This is a genomic window from Vogesella sp. LIG4 (assembly GCF_900090205.1).
Lineage (GTDB): Bacteria > Pseudomonadota > Gammaproteobacteria > Burkholderiales > Chromobacteriaceae > Vogesella.
Window position 1 is genome coordinate 1518202 of record NZ_LT607802.1, and the last position, 15911, is coordinate 1534112.

General features: G+C 62.5%; 18 protein-coding genes. 10 read left to right on the forward strand and 8 right to left on the reverse strand.

The window, feature by feature from the left end:
- Nucleotides 1-4 precede the first annotated feature (4 nt).
- From ruvB to PSELUDRAFT_RS07140, 3 genes are read left to right on the forward strand one after another with little or no spacing between them, the layout of a single operon-like run.
- The gene (gene ruvB, locus PSELUDRAFT_RS07130; RefSeq protein ID WP_088966188.1) at nt 5-1039 is read left to right on the forward strand and encodes a Holliday junction branch migration DNA helicase RuvB; all 1035 of its coding nucleotides are present in this window, start codon (nt 5-7) and stop codon (nt 1037-1039) included.
- Nucleotides 1036-1755 (forward strand): glutamine amidotransferase, encoded by a 720-nt coding sequence (locus tag PSELUDRAFT_RS07135; RefSeq protein ID WP_088966189.1) that lies wholly within the window; start codon nt 1036-1038, stop codon nt 1753-1755. Before ruvB ends, PSELUDRAFT_RS07135 begins: the two co-directional genes overlap by 4 nt.
- A 43-nt stretch (nt 1756-1798) precedes the next feature.
- Nucleotides 1799-2224: a hypothetical protein gene (locus PSELUDRAFT_RS07140; protein ID WP_088966190.1), complete on the forward strand. Its 426-nt coding sequence runs from the start codon at nt 1799-1801 to the stop codon at nt 2222-2224.
- Between the two features lie 93 nt (nt 2225-2317).
- Here PSELUDRAFT_RS07140 and proB read toward each other — a convergent pair whose 3' ends face one another.
- The 3 genes from proB to bioA form a co-directional block, all read right to left on the reverse strand.
- The gene (proB, locus tag PSELUDRAFT_RS07145; RefSeq protein ID WP_088966191.1) at nt 2318-3436 is read right to left on the reverse strand and encodes a glutamate 5-kinase; all 1119 of its coding nucleotides are present in this window, start codon (nt 3434-3436) and stop codon (nt 2318-2320) included.
- A 53-nt stretch (nt 3437-3489) separates the two neighbouring features.
- Complete coding sequence (locus PSELUDRAFT_RS07150; RefSeq protein ID WP_088966192.1) at nt 3490-5076, reverse strand: hypothetical protein; 1587 nt, start codon at nt 5074-5076, stop codon at nt 3490-3492.
- Between the two features lie 72 nt (nt 5077-5148).
- Nucleotides 5149-6507, reverse strand: a complete 1359-nt coding sequence (gene bioA, locus PSELUDRAFT_RS07155; RefSeq protein ID WP_088966193.1) for an adenosylmethionine--8-amino-7-oxononanoate transaminase — start codon at nt 6505-6507, stop codon at nt 5149-5151.
- A gap of 255 nt (nt 6508-6762) precedes the next feature.
- Here bioA and PSELUDRAFT_RS07160 point away from each other — a divergent pair, with 255 nt between their 5' ends.
- From PSELUDRAFT_RS07160 to PSELUDRAFT_RS07180, 5 genes are all read left to right on the forward strand, one after another.
- The gene (locus PSELUDRAFT_RS07160; protein WP_088968420.1) at nt 6763-7197 is read left to right on the forward strand and encodes a pilin; all 435 of its coding nucleotides are present in this window, start codon (nt 6763-6765) and stop codon (nt 7195-7197) included.
- 38 nt (nt 7198-7235) lie between these two features.
- The gene (locus PSELUDRAFT_RS07165; protein WP_088966194.1) at nt 7236-7691 is read left to right on the forward strand and encodes a pilin; all 456 of its coding nucleotides are present in this window, start codon (nt 7236-7238) and stop codon (nt 7689-7691) included.
- 172 nt (nt 7692-7863) lie between these two features.
- The gene (locus PSELUDRAFT_RS07170) at nt 7864-8319 is read left to right on the forward strand and encodes a pilin (RefSeq protein WP_088966195.1); all 456 of its coding nucleotides are present in this window, start codon (nt 7864-7866) and stop codon (nt 8317-8319) included.
- Nucleotides 8320-8394: 75 nt separating this feature from the next.
- Entirely contained in the window at nt 8395-10215 is a 1821-nt protein-coding gene (locus tag PSELUDRAFT_RS07175) for a PglL family O-oligosaccharyltransferase (RefSeq protein ID WP_088966196.1), read from the forward strand.
- A 70-nt stretch (nt 10216-10285) separates the two neighbouring features.
- Nucleotides 10286-10609, forward strand: coding sequence for a hypothetical protein (locus PSELUDRAFT_RS07180; protein ID WP_197693949.1), 324 nt, complete (start codon nt 10286-10288; stop codon nt 10607-10609).
- Nucleotides 10610-10669: 60 nt separating this feature from the next.
- Here the strand turns inward: PSELUDRAFT_RS07180 and pyrE are convergent, their stop codons facing one another.
- Nucleotides 10670-11314, reverse strand: coding sequence for an orotate phosphoribosyltransferase (pyrE, locus tag PSELUDRAFT_RS07185; RefSeq protein WP_088966198.1), 645 nt, complete (start codon nt 11312-11314; stop codon nt 10670-10672).
- A gap of 70 nt (nt 11315-11384) precedes the next feature.
- Between pyrE and PSELUDRAFT_RS07190 the strand changes: the two genes are divergently transcribed.
- Together PSELUDRAFT_RS07190 and PSELUDRAFT_RS07195 are read left to right on the forward strand one after the other, a co-directional pair.
- Nucleotides 11385-12158, forward strand: a complete 774-nt coding sequence (locus tag PSELUDRAFT_RS07190; protein ID WP_088966199.1) for an exodeoxyribonuclease III — start codon at nt 11385-11387, stop codon at nt 12156-12158.
- The gene (locus tag PSELUDRAFT_RS07195) at nt 12158-12754 is read left to right on the forward strand and encodes an alpha/beta hydrolase (protein WP_088966200.1); all 597 of its coding nucleotides are present in this window, start codon (nt 12158-12160) and stop codon (nt 12752-12754) included. Before PSELUDRAFT_RS07190 ends, PSELUDRAFT_RS07195 begins: the two co-directional genes overlap by 1 nt.
- A 94-nt stretch (nt 12755-12848) precedes the next feature.
- Here the strand turns inward: PSELUDRAFT_RS07195 and PSELUDRAFT_RS07200 are convergent, their stop codons facing one another.
- The 4 genes from PSELUDRAFT_RS07200 to hemF all read right to left on the reverse strand — a co-directional run bounded on the left by PSELUDRAFT_RS07200 (nt 12849) and on the right by hemF (nt 15892).
- Nucleotides 12849-13463 carry a DJ-1/PfpI family protein gene (locus tag PSELUDRAFT_RS07200; RefSeq protein ID WP_088966201.1) on the reverse strand — a complete coding sequence of 205 codons (615 nt, stop codon included), beginning with the start codon at nt 13461-13463 and terminating at the stop codon, nt 12849-12851.
- Nucleotides 13464-13582: 119 nt separating this feature from the next.
- Nucleotides 13583-14422, reverse strand: a complete 840-nt coding sequence (locus tag PSELUDRAFT_RS07205) for a sulfurtransferase (RefSeq protein WP_088966202.1) — start codon at nt 14420-14422, stop codon at nt 13583-13585.
- 134 nt (nt 14423-14556) lie between these two features.
- Nucleotides 14557-14955, reverse strand: coding sequence for an HIT family protein (locus PSELUDRAFT_RS07210; protein ID WP_088966203.1), 399 nt, complete (start codon nt 14953-14955; stop codon nt 14557-14559).
- 28 nt (nt 14956-14983) lie between these two features.
- Nucleotides 14984-15892, reverse strand: coding sequence for an oxygen-dependent coproporphyrinogen oxidase (gene hemF / locus PSELUDRAFT_RS07215; RefSeq protein WP_088966204.1), 909 nt, complete (start codon nt 15890-15892; stop codon nt 14984-14986).
- Nucleotides 15893-15911 lie beyond the last annotated feature (19 nt).

Here is a 15911-nt window from a genome sequence, read left to right on the forward strand (position 1 = left end):
TTACATGATCCAGACCGACAACCTGATGGGCGGCGCCCCCGAGCGCCGCATCGTGACCCAGCAAAGCCTGTCGCAGCAGGAAGAGGCGCTGGAGCGCGCGCTGCGGCCCAAGCTCCTGGACGAGTACGTGGGCCAGAAGAAGGCGCGCGAGCAACTGGAGATCTTCATCGAGGCGGCGAAAAAGCGTGGCGAGGCGCTGGACCACGTGCTGCTGTTCGGCCCGCCCGGCCTTGGCAAGACCACGCTGGCGCACATCGTGGCGCGCGAGATGGGGGTGAACCTGCGCCAGACTTCCGGCCCGGTGCTGGAGCGCGCCGGCGACCTGGCGGCGCTGCTCACCAACCTGGAGCCGCACGACGTGCTGTTCATCGACGAGATCCACCGCCTGAGCCCGGTGGTGGAGGAGATCCTCTACCCGGCGCTGGAGGATTACCAGATCGACATCATGATCGGCGAAGGGCCGGCGGCGCGCTCGGTGAAGATCGACCTGCCGCCGTTCACCCTGGTGGGCGCCACCACCCGCGCTGGCATGCTCACCAACCCGCTGCGCGACCGCTTCGGCATCGTGGCGCGGCTGGAGTTCTATACCGCCGAGGAGCTGACGCGCATCGTCAGTCGCTCCGCCGGCCTGCTGGGCGTGCCGCTGGGCGATGATGGCGCCTTCGAGGTGGCGCGCCGTTCGCGCGGCACGCCGCGTATCGCCAACCGCCTGCTGCGCCGGGTGCGCGACTATGCCGAGGTGAAGGCCGACGGCGTGGTGACTTCCCAGGTGGCCGATGCCGCGCTGGCGATGCTGGACGTGGACCCGGCCGGGCTGGACGTGATGGACCGCAAACTGCTGCAGGCCATCCTCGACAAGTTCGGCGGCGGCCCGGTAGGGCTGGACAACGTGGCGGCCGCCATCGGCGAATCCACCGACACCATCGAGGACGTGATCGAACCGTTCCTGATCCAGCAGGGTTACCTGCAACGCACCCCGCGCGGCCGCATGGCGACCGCGCTGGCTTACACCCACTTTGGCTTACCCATCGAATCATGAAACAGCGACTGATCATCAAGACCGGCGAACCGCACGCCGAGGTACAGGCCGAACACGGCAATTTCGAACAATGGATCGTCCGCGAACTGGGCAGCGACGGCGCCGCCTGGCGCGTGGTGGACGTGACCGGGGGCGAAGCGCTGCCGCCGGTGGCCGAGGTGGCTGGCGCCATCATCACCGGCTCGCCGGCCATGGTCAGCGACCGTGCCGACTGGAGCGAGGAGGCCGCCGCCTGGCTGCGCGCGGCGCATGCGGCCAACGTACCGCTGCTGGGCATCTGCTTTGGCCACCAGCTGCTGGCGCACGCGCTGGGCGGCGAGGTGGGCTACCACCCGGGTGGGCCGGAGGTGGGCACCGTGCAGGTGCAGCGTCAGCCGGCCGCGGCGGGCGATGCGCTGTTCGACGCCATGCCGGCGCAGTTTGCCGCCCAGGCGCTGCACTGGCAGAGCGTGCTGCGCCTGCCGCCGGGTGCCGCGGTGCTGGCGGCCAACGCTTTCGAGCCGCATCACGCCTTCCGCCTTGGCCGCAGCTGGGGCGTGCAGTTCCACCCGGAATTCGACACCGCCGCCAGCGTGAGCCTGCTCGACGTGCTGACGCCGGCACTGGAAAAGGAACAGCAGCCGGTAGCGGCGCTGCGCGCCGGCATCGCCTCGACACCGGAGGCTGCCACGCTGTTGCCGCGCTTCGCCGCCCTGTTGCAGGGCAGCAATAACTAAAGCGGCGTACAATGCCATTCACTTCAAAAATCAGGGAGCAATCATGTTCTATGCCTTGCTGATCGTGACACTGTCTGTGGCGCTGGTGACCTCGCTGCTGGTGGCGCGTTTCTTCAACGATGCCATCACCAAGATTCTCAGCCGCATCATCGGCCCGGAACTGACCGATGCCTGGCGCAAGTACATGACCTTCGCCATCGTGGTGGTGGGGGTGTCCGGCGGCGTGAACATGTGGGAGATCCAGAAATACCTGCAGAACGGCCGCGAACAGACCATGGAGCTGAACGGCCCGCGCTGGGTGATCGAGATCTACCGTACCGCCATCGATACGCTGTCGCAGATTTCCTGGGTGATGCTGCTGTTCTTCCTGTGTGCCATGGTGGCCTACGTGATCATGCGCGTGGCGGAAAGCAGCCGCGCCAACCGCCAGCAGCGCGAAGGCAGCCAGGACGAGGACACCACGGCCTGATTATCGCCGCGCGTGATGCACAACGGCCCGCACCATGAGGTGACGGGCCGTTTGCTTGTGTGCTTGCGGCCAACGTTGGCCGCATGATGCCGCTTACAGCGTCACCATGTTGTCGCGGTGGATCAGCTCCGGTTCCACCAGGTAGCCCAGCACGCCCTCGATGTCGCGGGTGGCTTTCTTCATGATCAGTCGCGCCTCTTCCGAGCTGTAGTTCACCAGGCCGCGCGCCACTTCGGCACCCTGCTGGTTGACGCACACCACGGCGTCGCCGCGCAGGAAGCTGCCTTCCACCGCGATGACGCCGATGGGCAGCAGGCTGGTGCCGCGCTCGCGCACCGCCAGTGCGGCGCCGTCATCCAGCACCAGTTTGCCGGACAGCTGCAGGTGGTCGGCCAGCCACTGCTTGCGGGCGGCCAGGCGGGTGGTGGCGGCATTGAGCTGGGTGCCGATGCTCTCGCCGTCCGCCAGGCGCGACAGTACGTTGGTCTCGCGGCCGCTGGCGATCACCGTGGCGGCGCCGCTGCGTGCCGCGCGCTTGGCGGCGATGATCTTGGTGTACATGCCGCCGGTGCCCACGCTGGAGCCGGCGCCGCCGGCCATGGCTTCCAGCTGCGGCGTGCCGGCCTCGGCCTCGTGCACGAACTCGGCATCCGGATGCTTGCGCGGGTCGGCTGTGTACAGGCCTTTCTGGTCGGTGAGGATCACCAGCGCATCGGCTTCGATCAGGTTGGTGACCAGTGCGCCCAGGGTGTCGTTGTCGCCAAAGCGGATCTCGCTGGTGACCACGGTGTCGTTCTCGTTGATGATCGGCACCACGCCCAGGGTGAGCAGGGTGGCGATGGTGGTGCGGGCGTTGAGGTAGCGCAGGCGGTCGGACAGGTCTTCGTGGGTGAGCAGCACCTGCGCGGTTTTCAGGCCGTATTCGCGGAAGGCGCTTTCATAGGCCTGGCACAGCCCCATCTGGCCGACGGCGGCGGCGGCCTGCAGCTCGTGTACCGCCTTGGGGCGCTTGTTCCAGCCCAGGCGCTGGCAGCCTTCGGCAATGGCGCCGCTGGAAACCAGCACCACCTGTTTGCCGCGGCGGCGCAATTCGGCGATTTCCGCCGCCCAGCGGGCAAGCGCGGCATGGTCCAGGCCCTTGCCGTCGTTGGTTACCAGGCTGGAGCCGACTTTGACCACGATGCGTGTGGCCGTGTGAATCACCGATTGCATCCGCACTGCTTCCTGTTCGTGTGAAACGGAAAGCCAGTTTACCCGATTCAGCGCTAATGGTGCGCCGCGGTGCTGAGCACGGCGGGGCGGTACTCCATGAACTGGTAACCGGCGGTCTGCAGCGACAGCGAGGTGCTGCTGACCACCTGGCGGCCCTGGCGATCCAGCAGGTAGAACTCGCGCTGGCGCTGGTACTGGCGGCCGCCCAGCACCAGTTGCGGCTGTTTGCCGGGCCGCGCGGCGGCAGGCAGGCGCAGCGCCATGTGGTAGTGATCGTTGGGGTGGGTGAGCAGCGGCAGGGTCATCACCGCCTCCGGCTGCGGGCCTACCAGTTCCACGCCGCATTCGGTTTCCATCTGTTCGCCGCACAGGTTGACCCAGCGCACCACCGCCAGCTGCCAGGGCTGGCTGCTGCCGCGCAGCAGCAGCAGTTCTCCGGCGCGCAGCGGGTGGTACTGCGCCTCGCCGCGCAGCAGCATGCCGGAGGCGCTGGTGTTGACGACCTGCATGCGTACCGGCAGCGGCGGCGGCATGCGTTGCAGCTTGCCGTGCATGCCGTTGTCCGGCAGCAGCTCCTGCGGCAGCGCCTCGCCGTTGGGGAAGGTCCAGGCGGCACCGTTGGTCATGTACCAGATGGTGGACAGGCTGCTGACCAGCTCCACTTCCTCTTCGCTGGGCAGGCGTTCGTGACGTCGCAGAATGGCGCTCTGCCATTCCATGGTGAGGTACAGCACGTGCTGTATTTCTTCTTCCACCTCGAACGGGCTTTGCTGGTGACGCGCCAGGTATTGCAGCTTCTGCAGCTTGCTTTTCAGTTCGGCTTCCAGCGAATGGGTGTCCACCACCCAGATGCCCTGGGCGCTGGGGCTGTCCGGCGCTTCGCTGATGAAGCGCGGCGGGTGGTCGGAGCCGGGCTGGAAGGCGAAGCTGCCGTGGCCGCTGGTGAGGTGGCCCAAGTGCAGCAGGTCGAGCTGGTCGGCATGCTTGCGGATCAGCAGCAGGCTGTAGTCGATCAGCGCCGGTGCCATGCGGTTGCTGGCGGTCATGCCCAGCAGCAGGGTCTGGCGGTAGTAGTGCGCCGGGCTCTTGGCTTGGCCGGGCAGCGGGATGTTCTCCCAGCCCTTTTCCAGCGCGTGGAAGAACAGGCGGTGGCAATCCAGCCAGAAGCCTTCCGGCAGGGTGCTATAGGTGCGGGCGTACAGAAAGGCCAGCTGGCGCGCGCTGCGCATCGCCAGGCACAGCGCCTCGGTCTTGTATTTGTCCAGCGCCAGCAGGCCGTGCTCTTCGCTGCGCTCCATCGCCAGCAGCTTGTAGCCGTTGTGCAGCGCCAGTGCCAGGTGTTGGGCCAGCCGGGCGGCGTGCCGCGCGCGGTGCTGGGTGGACAGCTCGCCGTTTGCGGCCAACCTTTCCAGCAGCGGCAGCAGGATCTTGTGCTCCTGCTGATGGCGGTCCAGCAGTTTGGCACGCTGTGCCGTCGGCAGACGCGCACGGTTGAGTTGCTCCAGTGCCTGGCGCAGTTGTTCCGCGCATTCGAGCGGCTGCCCCAGCGGGCGCTGGCGTAGCCAGTCGTTCAGCTGCCCAAGATCGGACATCGCCAGGGATGCGTCGATGTAGGGCGGCGCAACAGACAATTTCAGCATGCTCAACCTGCCATTTTCAGTATTATCGAAAAAGCATAGTGTAATGCCGTTGTGTGGCTGGCAACAGCCTGATTATGGCAAGGGCATCTCCCTGCTGCTGCCAGTGCTGGCCGTTTGCGCTGCCAACGCTGCCACTACCGCCTGGGCGCTTTCGGACAGTTGCTGCATATGTGTTTCTTCCAGCACGTACGGCGGCATGAAATACACGGTATTGCCTATCGGTCGCGTCAGGCAGCCACGCTCCAGCATGGCGCGGTAGAACGCCAGGCTGAAGTCGCTGCGCTCGGTCTCCACGTCGAACGCCCAGATCATGCCGCGCTGGCGTACATGACGAATGCCCGGCGTATCCTGCAGCCAGGCCAGGTGGCGATTGAACTGGGCAGCTTTCTCTGCGTTGCGCACCAGTATGTCTTCGTCTTCAAAAATGGCCAGCACTTCCAGCGCAGCACGGCAGGCCAGGGCATTGCCGGTGTAGCTGTGCGAATGCAGGAAACCGCGACTGACATCATCATCGTAGAACGCTTTATAGATATCGTCGCGGGTCAATACGCAGGAAAGTGGCAGATAGCCGCCGGTAATGCCCTTGGACAGGCACAGGAAGTCCGGTTTTATGCCAGCCTGCTCGCAGGCGAACAGCGTGCCGGTGCGGCCGAAGCCCACGGCGATCTCGTCGGCGATCAGGTGCACCTGGTACTGGTCGCACAGCGCGCGCAGCCGCGTCAGGTAGACCGGGTCGTACATCAGCATGCCGGCCGCGCCCTGCACCAGCGGCTCGATGATGATGGCAGCAATCTGCCCGGCTTCGCGCTGGAACAGCTGTTCCACATCCGCAATCGCCTTCAGCGCAACATCGGCCGCGCTTTCACCCGGCCGCGCCAGCCGTGCATCCGGCGAGGCAACGCGCAGATTGCTCTGCAGCAGCGGCGCGTAGGTGGCGGAGAACAGCGGCACGTCGGTTACCGCCAGCGCGCCAGCGGTTTCGCCGTGGTAGCTGTGCTGCAGGCTGACAAAGCGGTGCTTGCCCGCCTGGCCGCAGTTGCGCCAGTAGTGGAAGCTCATCTTCAGCGCGATTTCGGTGGCGCTGGCGCCGTCCGACGCATAGAAAGCATGGCCCAGGCCGGTGAGCGCATGCAGCTTTTCCGACAGCTCCACCACCGGGCGGTGGGTGAAGCCGGCCAGGATCACGTGTTCCAGCGAATCCAGCTGCTCGCGGATCGCCTGCTTGATGCGCGGGTGGTTGTGCCCGAACAGGTTCACCCACCAGGAGCTGATGCTGTCGATGTAGCGTTTGCCATCGAAATCCTCCAGCCACACGCCGTCACCGCGCGCAACCGGAATGATGGGCAACTGCTCGTGGCGCTTCATCTGCGTACACGGGTGCCAGACGGCATTGCGGCTGCGTTGCAGCCATTCTTGAGAGTGGTTCGACATGCGCTTGCTCCAGGGTTTGGGCTGCATGCTAGCAGAGCCTGGCAGCTTGCTGACTGACAAAAATTGTCACTGTCTGGCGATGTTTGTCAGTTGCTAGTCATTACGGCGGTGTGCGATAGCGAGCCGGAAGAGTGATTCTGGTTAATACTTGGTAAGAATTTCAAGGCATACTGATCTGGCATGAGCAGTAGAAACAGGGCTGGCCTGGAAATTGCATACATGGGCTGCCAGCCAGCGGCAGCCAGGGAGCAGGGAATGAAGCATAGTGAATCGGGGTTCACCCTGATCGAGCTGATGGTGGTGGTGGCGATTATCGGCATTCTGGCGGCGATAGCGGTTCCTGCATATAACAACTACACCCGGCGTTCGTATTTGGCAGAGGCTCTTACTCTGGCAGGTGGGGTGAAAACTTCCGTTGAAGAATATTACGGGACTTTTAATCAATGGCCGAATACAAATGCAAGTGCCGGATTACAGTCACCCAATTCATATTGGGGTGAGTCGGTAACTGAGTTGCGATTGGTCGCTTCCGGATCGGTTGCTATGATACGAATGCAGTTGAATGACAAGGTGGTTAGTGGAGCATATGTCTGGTTGATTCCAGATCCAATTGTCAGTGGTTCGTTTCGCTGGCAATGTCAGGGTGACAACAATTTAACTTCACTATTGCCCTCCAACTGCCGGGGCTAATGGTTGGTTCTAAGGTGGCAGTAACTTAGGAGGTGTTTATGAAAAGCGTTCAGCAGGGTTTTACTCTTATTGAACTGATGATCGTAGTAGCGATCATTGGTATTCTGGCTGCGATTGCTATTCCTGCATATCAGGATTACACCAAGCGCGCTCACGTTTCTGAAGGCCTGCAATTGGCTGGCGCAGCTAAGACTTCTATTGCAGAATACTATGCCTCAAGCGGTGTGTTCCCGTTGAATAACACCGCGGCTGGTTTGGCAGCTGCAACTACCATTAAAGGTGCGGCAGTGACTCAGGTTGAAGTAAAACAAGATGCGAGTGGTTCGGGGGCGATTGTTATTACTTATAACACTACCGTTGCTAGCGGCGGCAAGGTATGGCTCGATGCAGTTGCTGCCAGTGGGTCCCTGAGCTGGAACTGCTACTATGACCCTGCTTTGATGCAGTCCAATTGGGTGCCATCCAACTGCCGCACTTCTCAAACGGCCCCTTAACGAGTTCGTGCTTGTATCGAGTGCTGCCAGGTGAGGCTAAAATGGTGGCTGAATGGCAGTAGTACATTATCACTGGTAATGCCAGGGCAATAATGAATTGACTTCATTATTGTCCGCCAATTGTCGGTACTAATGGCCAGATTTTTCTGGCAGTAACTCAGGAGGGTGTTTCATGAAACGCGTTCAGCAAGGTTTTACTCTCATCGAACTGATGATCGTGGTGGCCATTATCGGTATTCTGGCCGCCATTGCCATCCCGGCTTACCAGGATTACACCAAGCGAGCCCACGTTTCCGAGGGGCTGCAATTGGCTGGTGCAGCCAAGACTTCTATTGCAGAATACTATGCCTCGAGTGGTGTATTTCCTTTGAACAACACTGCGGCAGGTTTGGCAACTGCAACCGATATCAAGGGTGCGGCAGTAACTCAGGTAGAAGTGAAGCAAGATGCGAGTGGTTCGGGGGCGATTGTTATTACCTATAACACTACTGTGGCTAGTGGTGGAAAGGTATGGCTCGATGCGGTTGCTGCCAGTGGGTCCCTGAGTTGGAATTGCTACTATGATCCCGCTTTGATGCAGTCCAACTGGGTGCCATCCAACTGCCGTACTTCACAAACTGCTCCTTAAAAAGTTTGGGCTTGCCAAGGTATTGGATATTCACGAAAGGGTGCTGCGGCGCCCTTTTTATTTTTCAGGCGAAAAATGCGTTCTAACTGGGTTGATAGCTGGGCGCTGGTTTTCTTGGCGATGGCAGTGAGCTTGCCTTTTTTCAATTATGCTCGATATGTGCCTGCACCCGACTGGTGGACTGATGCGGCTGCACTATTCATGCTGGTTTGCGGCGCATTGCTTGGTCTGCTGAGCGCAAGCACGATGGCTTGGCCGCGTGCCAGCATCTGGGCCTTGGTCTGGTGGTTGGCCTGTTTTGTGCCGATATTTGTGCTGCGCTTTGGCAATGTGTACCAGATCCCGCTATCGGAAACGTTCGGCATTCTGTGGGCCATCGTGGCGGGTAGCCAATTTTATGCGCTGGAGCAGCGTCTTGGCAGGCCGCGCGTGGTAACTGTGCTGGCGATTTGCGTGCTGATTGTGGCCTTGATGCAAGCATTTATCGGCTTTGAACAGCTAATGGGACTTGCCCTGCTGGCGAATGGTTACTTCCTGTTTAATGGCCCAGGTGACATCATGGGTAATTTTGGGCAACGCAACCAGTTTGCCCAGTTTTTGAGTTGGGGGATCATTGCTGCCCAGTACCTGATGGCAACTCGTAAGCTGAATATTGTATTGTCATTTATATCCATGACAATACTGTCTGTGGTAGTTGCTTGGTCAGGTGGGCGGCTGCCTTTGGCTTATGCTGTTACCATGGTGCTGTTCGCTACTGTCTGGTACAGAAAAAATCGGGATGTACGTTTGTTGTCCACGCTCATTGCAGGAGCCGTACTAATATTGGTGGCCCAATTATTTGGGCATCATATTGCCCAGTGGATAACGGGACATGAAGTCAATAGTGGTCTAGACAGAATCAATGATGCTGGTTTTGGGGGGCGCAGGCGGGTTGAATGGACAAAAGCCTGGCAAATTGCCAAGGCATATCCCTGGTTCGGGGTGGGGTTTGGCGGTTATGCATACCAGTCTGTCTGGCTGGAGGCGTTTGCCGGGCTACCCAAGATTCCAGAAAATACGCTGTTCACACATAGCCATAATCTGATTACCCAGTTGCTGGCAGAAACAGGGGTGCCAGCAACTTTACTGGCTGCCACCGGGGTAGTAGTAGCAATGTTGCCTTATTTCCGGCGCGAACAGGCAACGTCGGAGAATGCATTCCTGGTACTGATTGCTGCCGCAATATTGGGGCACTCCATGTTCGAGTACCCGATGTGGTATATGCCGTTTCTGGTCATGTTCTTCATTGTGCTCATGCTTTCTCCACAGGGTGGCCTGAGCATTCCTGTGCGTCCAATGTTGCGCAAGCTTGGAGTGCTTGTGCTTGTCGTTGCCACCTTTGCATACCTGGTGAACGGCGCGAGTGTTTTTAATCAGCTCCGCTTCATGGTAGTAACCACTACGGATGTCAAACTGAATGAAAAGAACATGGCGAGACTGCTGCAAATCGCGCCTAATCCGTTCTGGTCTTATGAGGCAGAATCTCTGCTTGCCAATTATATGCAGCCATCCCGTCAGGATTTGCAGCTGAAGCGTCGCTATTACGAACAGTTGGCAGCTTATCGGCCCTATCCGCTGCTGTTATGCAACCTGGCCATGTTGCGGACCTGGTCTGGCGATCAGGCGGGTGCGCAGAATGCCCTGATCATGGCGCTGGCAACGTATCCTGCAAATTCGCCGCAAATCCTGTGGCAACTGAAAGCAGCGGGAGATCCTGCCTTGCAACCACTGGAGGATATGGCCAACAAAAGTGCGCAAACGTTAGCCAAGCATGGTGACCAGGCGGTTGTCGAAGCTGTCACCAAAGGCCTCCCCGTCCGCGGCCCGCAGATTCCCGATCTGTCGCGCTTCCGCTGACGCGGTGCCGTGGTAGGGCAGGGGGCTTGGTGGTATCGTGTCGGTCTTGGTGTTGCAGGATGAAACCGGCATGAAAACATGGATGATCCCCCTGCTGCTGGCGCTGTCGGCCGTGGCACAGGCGCAGCCGACAGTGGACCAGCAGTTGCTGTCGGCGCAGATGACATTCCGCGCGGCGGATAACAAGCAGCTGCAGGCGTTGAAGCTGGAACAGGCGGCGGAGCTGGCGGTGAAGGAAGCCGAACAGAAGCTGGCCAGCGCGCAGCAGCAGCTGCAGCAGAGCCAGCAGCAGTTGCAGGATGCGCATGTGGCGCGGCAGGCGGCGGATGCCGAGCTGTCGCAGGCCACGCAGCAGCTGCAGCAGGCCTGGAAGCTGAAGGAAGGCGGGCAATGAAAAACCGGGGCATGGCCCCGGTTTTGTTTTGCTGCCGTATGGAACGCTATCTAAAGCAGCTTAGTTCTGCACGCCGTACTTGGCGCGGTAGGCGCTGACCGCCTCCAGGTTGGCCGCAAGCTCCGGGCTGCCGGCCAGGAAACCCAGCAGGTCGTTCAGGTTGGCGATGGCCACTACCGGCAGATTGTAGTCGCGGGCCACTTCCTGCACTGCGGACAGCTCGCCAGTGCCGCGTTCCATGCGGTCCAGCGCGATGGCCACGCCGGCCGGTTCGGCACCGGCAGCGCGGATCAGCTGTACCGATTCGCGCACCGAGGTACCGGCGGAGATCACGTCGTCGATGATTAGCACCTTGCCCTTGAGCGGCGCGCCCACCAGGGTGCCGCCTTCGCCGTGGTCCTTGGCTTCCTTGCGGTTGTAGGCGAACGGCACGTTGCGGCCCTGTTCAGCCAGTGCCATGGAGGCGGCGGCGGCCAGGATGATGCCCTTGTAGGCCGGGCCGAAGATCATGTCGAAGCCGATGCCGCTGGCGCTGATCGACTGTGCGTAGAAGCGCGATAGTTGCAGCACGCTGTCGCCGTCATAGAACAGGCCGGCGTTGAAGAAGTAGGGCGAGGTCCGTCCTGCCTTGGTGACAAACTCGCCGAAGCGCAACACCTGCTTGTCCAGCGCAAAACGAATAAAATCCTGACGGAAATCGCTCATTACAAACCCTCTTTCACTTAAGTCTTTGTTGCTGCTTGAAAATGGCGGCAAGGATACCACGGGAGAACCCATGCTTCGAATCGTTTCGGCCAACCTCAACGGCATCCGCTCGGCGGACAAGAAAGGTTTCTTCGACTGGCTGGCAGGCCACAACGCCGATTTCGTCTGCGTGCAGGAGTTGAAGGCGCAGGCCGACGACCTGTCCGCGCGCATGCGTGCGCCGGACGGCTACAGCGGCTACTTCCACTACGCCGAGAAGAAGGGCTACAGCGGCGTGGGCATCTACAGCCGCCACCAGCCGGACGCGGTGGTGGAAGGCCTGGGCGTGGACTGGATCGACGCCGAGGGTCGCTACCTGCAGTTGGATTTCGGCAACTTGTCGGTGGTGTCGCTGTACCTGCCGTCCGGCTCCAGCAGCGATGAGCGCCAGCAGGTGAAGTTCCAGTTTCTGGACGTGTTCATGCCGCACTTGGACGCGCTGCGCGAAAGCGGCCGCGACGTGGTGATCTGCGGCGACTGGAACATCGCCCACAACGAGATCGACCTCAAGAACTGGAAGGGCAACCTGAAGAACTCCGGCTTCCTGCCGGAAGAGCGTGCCTGGATGACCGACCTGCTGTCGCGCGGCTGGAGCGACACCTGGCGCCGGTTGTACCCGGAGCAGCCGGGCTACAGCTGGTGGAGCAACCGCGGCCAGGCCTACGCCAAGGACGTGGGTTGGCGTATCGACTACCACATCGTTTCGCCGGGCATGATGGACACCGCGCGTGCCGCCAGCGTGTACAAGGACGAAAAATTCTCCGACCACGCACCACTGACGGTGGACTACGACAGGGCACTGTGATGCTGGACGATGATGACGTGTACCTGGTGACGGTGCCGGGCTGGGGCAATTCCGGCGCGGAACACTGGCAGAGCTACTGGGAAGTGCTGTACCCGCTGGCCCTGCGTGTGGAGCAGGACAACTGGCTGTACCCGACGCGTGCGGAGTGGGTGGCGCGGCTGGCGGCCACGGTGGACGATTGCGCCGGCAAGGTGGTGCTGGCGGCGCACAGCCTGGGCTGCCACACCGTGGTGGCATGGCTGGCGCAGGCCAGCCTGCAGCAGCAGCGCAAGGTACAGGGTGTGCTGCTGGTGGCGCCGCCGGCGCTGCCGATCACCCCGCAGCGGGCACTGGCCAGCGGTGAACTGCCGGCAGGTGCGGCGGTGCCGGATTTCGCCGGCTTCGAGCAGGCTCTGGCGCTGCATTTGCCGGTGCCGGTGCGGCTGGTGGCCAGCCGCGACGACCTGTTCTGCGACTGGGCCGAAGCCGAGGCGATGGCCGCAGGCTGGGGTGTCAAGCTGCTGGATGCCGGCCACGCCGGCCACATGGGCAGCCACAGCGGGCTGGGCGACTGGAAGGCGGGGCAGAAGCTGATCCAGCAGTTGATGCTGGGCTGAGCCTGTCGGCTGGGTGTACGGCCCGCTTTACCGGGCAGGAAAACAAAAAGGTTGGCCGCATGCGGCCAACCTTTTGTTGTTTCAAGCGTGGAGATCAGGCGAAGGCGTGCTGGCCGGCATCGGCCTGGCGCAGCACTTGCAGCGCGTGCGCCACGTAGCTTTCCTTCTCGCCCACCGGCGCCATGTAGTGCAGCGCGGCTTCCGCCGCGGCCTCGCCGGCCAGGCGCGAGATCAGCCAGCCTGCCAGGTAGGCGGAAGCCAGGCAGCCGCCGGCGGTGGCCACGCTGCCGTTGACGTGCAGCGGCGTCTGCAGCGGGCGCACGCCCAGCTCCTGCAGCCACGGTGCGGTGGTGAGGTCGGTGCAGGCCACGCCGTCCTGCAGCAGGCCGAGGCGCGCCAGAATCAGCGCGCCGGAGCATTGCGCCGCGATCAGTTGCCGCGAGCGGTCCAGCTGCAGCCGCGCCAGCATCGCTTCATCCTGGATGATATTGCGGGTCTGGATGCCGCTGCCCACCAGCACCGCGTCGGCGCTGGTGGCTTCTTCCAGCGAGATATGGCCGTGCAGCGTCACGCCGTTCATCGAGGTGACCTGCGGCGTGGGCGTGGCCAGCGACACGCGCAGCTTGGGCGTGACGCGGTTGAGGATGCCCAGCGCGATCAGCGAGTCCAGTTCATTGAAACCTTCGAAAGTCAGGATGGCAACGTGCATGGGGTCTCCTCGTCAGCAAAAAAATTGTAGAGCGTGCTCACGATCCTGCGAGCCCGGGCGAGACAGGGCGCACTCATCGCGCAATGTTTCACGACGCGCAGCGGATCGTGTGCCGGCGCTCAGGCGCCGGTGGCTATCGGGCGGCTGCTATCACTGCACCACTCGCTCCACGAGCCGGGATACAGGCGGCTGCCGGCGAGGCCGGCGTGTTCCAGTGCCAGCTTGTTGTGGCAGGCGGTGACGCCGCTGCCGCAGTACAGCACCACTTCATCGGCCGGGGTGTCGCCCAGTACGGCCTGCCATTCTGCGGCCAACGTTGCTGCCGGTTTGAAGCGGCCATCCTGCAGATTGAGCTGGAAGAAGCGGTTGCGCGCGCCAGGAATGTGGCCGCCTACCGGGTCCAGCGTTTCGTTCAGGCCGGCAAAGCGGTCCGGGGCACGGGCATCCACCAGCTGGAAGGCCGGCTTGTCGAGATTGGCCACTATCTGTTCCACTTCCAGCATTTCTTCCAGCGGCGCACGCATCACGAAGCGGGTGCTGCGCTTTTCCGGTGCTTCGGTGCTGATGGCGCCACCGGCGGCCTGCCAGGCTGCCCAGCCGCCATCCAGTACTGCCACCGCCTCGTGCCCCAGCCAGCGCAGCAGCCACCAGGCGCGCGCGGCGTACATGCCGCCGGCGTCGTCGTAGGCCACCACCTGGGTGTCCGGGCCGATGCCCAGCGCGCCGAAGTTGACTGCCAGGCGCTGGCCGTCCGGCAGCGGGTGGCGGCCGTTGCTGCCGTTCTTGGCACCGGACAGGTGGTAGTCCAGGTGCAGGTAATGCGCTTCCGGCAGGTGGCCGGCTTCGTACACGGTGGGGCCGTAGGCCGGGTCGGCCAGCTGGAAGCGGCAATCGAGAACCACCAGCTCTGCCGGGTCAAGGGCCTGCAACTGCTGGGCCGAGATAAGGGTGCGGTACATGACGTTTCTCCTGTCTGCGCTGCGGGCACCTTGCGAAGCCAGCCACTGGCCGGCTTCGCAAGGCGTCCTGACCGCCGTGGCGGTCAAGCGTTGTTTGAAATTTTAAACGTTAGTCACCTTAGCATGCCGTGGCCTCAGCCGGCCAGTTTGTCGCGCAGCCGTGCGGCCAACTGTGGCATGCCGTGCGCCACGCCCTCGCGCTGCGCGGCGCCCCACAGCGGGTTGGGGAAGTGCTTGTCGTCGGCAAAGCGCGGAATCACGTGCCAGTGCAGGTGCGGCACCATATTGCCGAAGCTGGCGAGGTTGATCTTGTCCGGGTTCAGCACATCGCGCAGCGCCTGCTCGGTGCGCAGCACCCAGTCCAGCACATGGGCGCGGTCGGCGGGGGCAAGGTCGGTCATTTCCTTGACGTGCGCATGCCAGATCACGCGGCAGAACGCCGGGTAGTCGGCATCGGCCACCAGGATTACCCGCAGCCTGTCGTCGCGGTAGAGGATGTCACCACCGTCCTGGTGGCACAGTTCACAGTTCATTGTAGGTCTCCCAAGGTTGGCCGCAGGCTCACAGCCACTCGCGCGGCGGCAGGAAGTCGCTGTACAGCGCCGCTTCCGGGCTGCCGGCTTCCGGCTGGTAGCCGTACTCCCAGCGCACCAGCGGCGGCATGGACATCAGGATGGATTCGGTGCGGCCGCCGGTCTGCAGGCCGAACAGCGTGCCGCGGTCCCACACCAGGTTGAATTCCACGTAGCGGCCGCGGCGGTAGAGCTGGAACTGGCGCTCGCGCTCGCCCCACGGCGTGGCCTTGCGGCGCTCGACGATGGGCAGGTAGGCATCGAGGTAGCCGTTGCCCACTGCCTGCATGAAGGCGAAGCTGGTATCGAAATCCGGCTGGTTGAGGTCGTCGAAGAACAGCCCGCCCACGCCGCGCGCCTCGCCACGGTGTTTAAGATAAAAGTACTCGTCGCACCATTTCTTGTATTTCGGGTAGGTTTCGGCGCCGAACGGTGCGCACAGCTCGCGCGCCACCGTGTGCCAGTGCACCACGTCTTCCACGTTGCCGTAGTAGGGGGTGAGGTCGAAACCGCCGCCGAACCACCATACCGGTGCTTCGCCGTCTTTCTCGGCAATGAAGAAGCGCACATTGGCGTGGCTGGTGGGTACGTAGGGGTTTTCCGGGTGGATCACCAGCGACACGCCCATGGCCTCGAAGCGGCGGCCGGCCAGTTCCGGGCGGTGCGCGGTGGCGCTGGCCGGCAATGCCTCGCCACTGACATGCGAGAAGTTCACACCGGCTTGTTCGAACACCGCGCCACCGGTGAGTACCCGGCTTTTGCCGCCGCCGCCAGTCGGGCGCTCCCAGCTGTCTTCGCGGAACGAGGCTGCCCCATCGGCGGCCTCCAGCCCGCTGCAGATGCGTTGCTGCAGCTCCAGCAGGAAGGCTTTGACTTGGTTGGCGTGCGGGTGGCTCATTCACGTATCCTGCATTTTT

What these genes read in the sequence shown, in the direction of transcription:
- PSELUDRAFT_RS07165 (WP_088966194.1), top strand. Translation starts at nt 7,236, where the DNA reads ATGAAAAGCGTTCAGCAGGGTTTTACTCTTATTGAACTGATGATCGTA.
- PSELUDRAFT_RS07200 (WP_088966201.1), bottom strand. Translation starts at nt 13,463, where the DNA reads ATGCACGTTGCCATCCTGACTTTCGAAGGTTTCAATGAACTGGACTCG.
- PSELUDRAFT_RS07140 (WP_088966190.1), top strand. Translation starts at nt 1,799, where the DNA reads ATGTTCTATGCCTTGCTGATCGTGACACTGTCTGTGGCGCTGGTGACC.
- PSELUDRAFT_RS07160 (WP_088968420.1), top strand. Translation starts at nt 6,763, where the DNA reads ATGAAGCATAGTGAATCGGGGTTCACCCTGATCGAGCTGATGGTGGTG.
- PSELUDRAFT_RS07170 (WP_088966195.1), top strand. Translation starts at nt 7,864, where the DNA reads ATGAAACGCGTTCAGCAAGGTTTTACTCTCATCGAACTGATGATCGTG.
- PSELUDRAFT_RS07135 (WP_088966189.1), top strand. Translation starts at nt 1,036, where the DNA reads ATGAAACAGCGACTGATCATCAAGACCGGCGAACCGCACGCCGAGGTA.
- PSELUDRAFT_RS07180 (WP_197693949.1), top strand. Translation starts at nt 10,286, where the DNA reads ATGAAAACATGGATGATCCCCCTGCTGCTGGCGCTGTCGGCCGTGGCA.
- hemF (WP_088966204.1), bottom strand. Translation starts at nt 15,892, where the DNA reads ATGAGCCACCCGCACGCCAACCAAGTCAAAGCCTTCCTGCTGGAGCTG.
- proB (WP_088966191.1), bottom strand. Translation starts at nt 3,436, where the DNA reads ATGCAATCGGTGATTCACACGGCCACACGCATCGTGGTCAAAGTCGGC.
- PSELUDRAFT_RS07150 (WP_088966192.1), bottom strand. Translation starts at nt 5,076, where the DNA reads ATGCTGAAATTGTCTGTTGCGCCGCCCTACATCGACGCATCCCTGGCG.
- PSELUDRAFT_RS07175 (WP_088966196.1), top strand. Translation starts at nt 8,395, where the DNA reads ATGCGTTCTAACTGGGTTGATAGCTGGGCGCTGGTTTTCTTGGCGATG.
- PSELUDRAFT_RS07205 (WP_088966202.1), bottom strand. Translation starts at nt 14,422, where the DNA reads ATGTACCGCACCCTTATCTCGGCCCAGCAGTTGCAGGCCCTTGACCCG.
- bioA (WP_088966193.1), bottom strand. Translation starts at nt 6,507, where the DNA reads ATGTCGAACCACTCTCAAGAATGGCTGCAACGCAGCCGCAATGCCGTC.
- PSELUDRAFT_RS07210 (WP_088966203.1), bottom strand. Translation starts at nt 14,955, where the DNA reads ATGAACTGTGAACTGTGCCACCAGGACGGTGGTGACATCCTCTACCGC.
- PSELUDRAFT_RS07190 (WP_088966199.1), top strand. Translation starts at nt 11,385, where the DNA reads ATGCTTCGAATCGTTTCGGCCAACCTCAACGGCATCCGCTCGGCGGAC.
- pyrE (WP_088966198.1), bottom strand. Translation starts at nt 11,314, where the DNA reads ATGAGCGATTTCCGTCAGGATTTTATTCGTTTTGCGCTGGACAAGCAG.
- ruvB (WP_088966188.1), top strand. Translation starts at nt 5, where the DNA reads ATGATCCAGACCGACAACCTGATGGGCGGCGCCCCCGAGCGCCGCATC.
- PSELUDRAFT_RS07195 (WP_088966200.1), top strand. Translation starts at nt 12,158, where the DNA reads ATGCTGGACGATGATGACGTGTACCTGGTGACGGTGCCGGGCTGGGGC.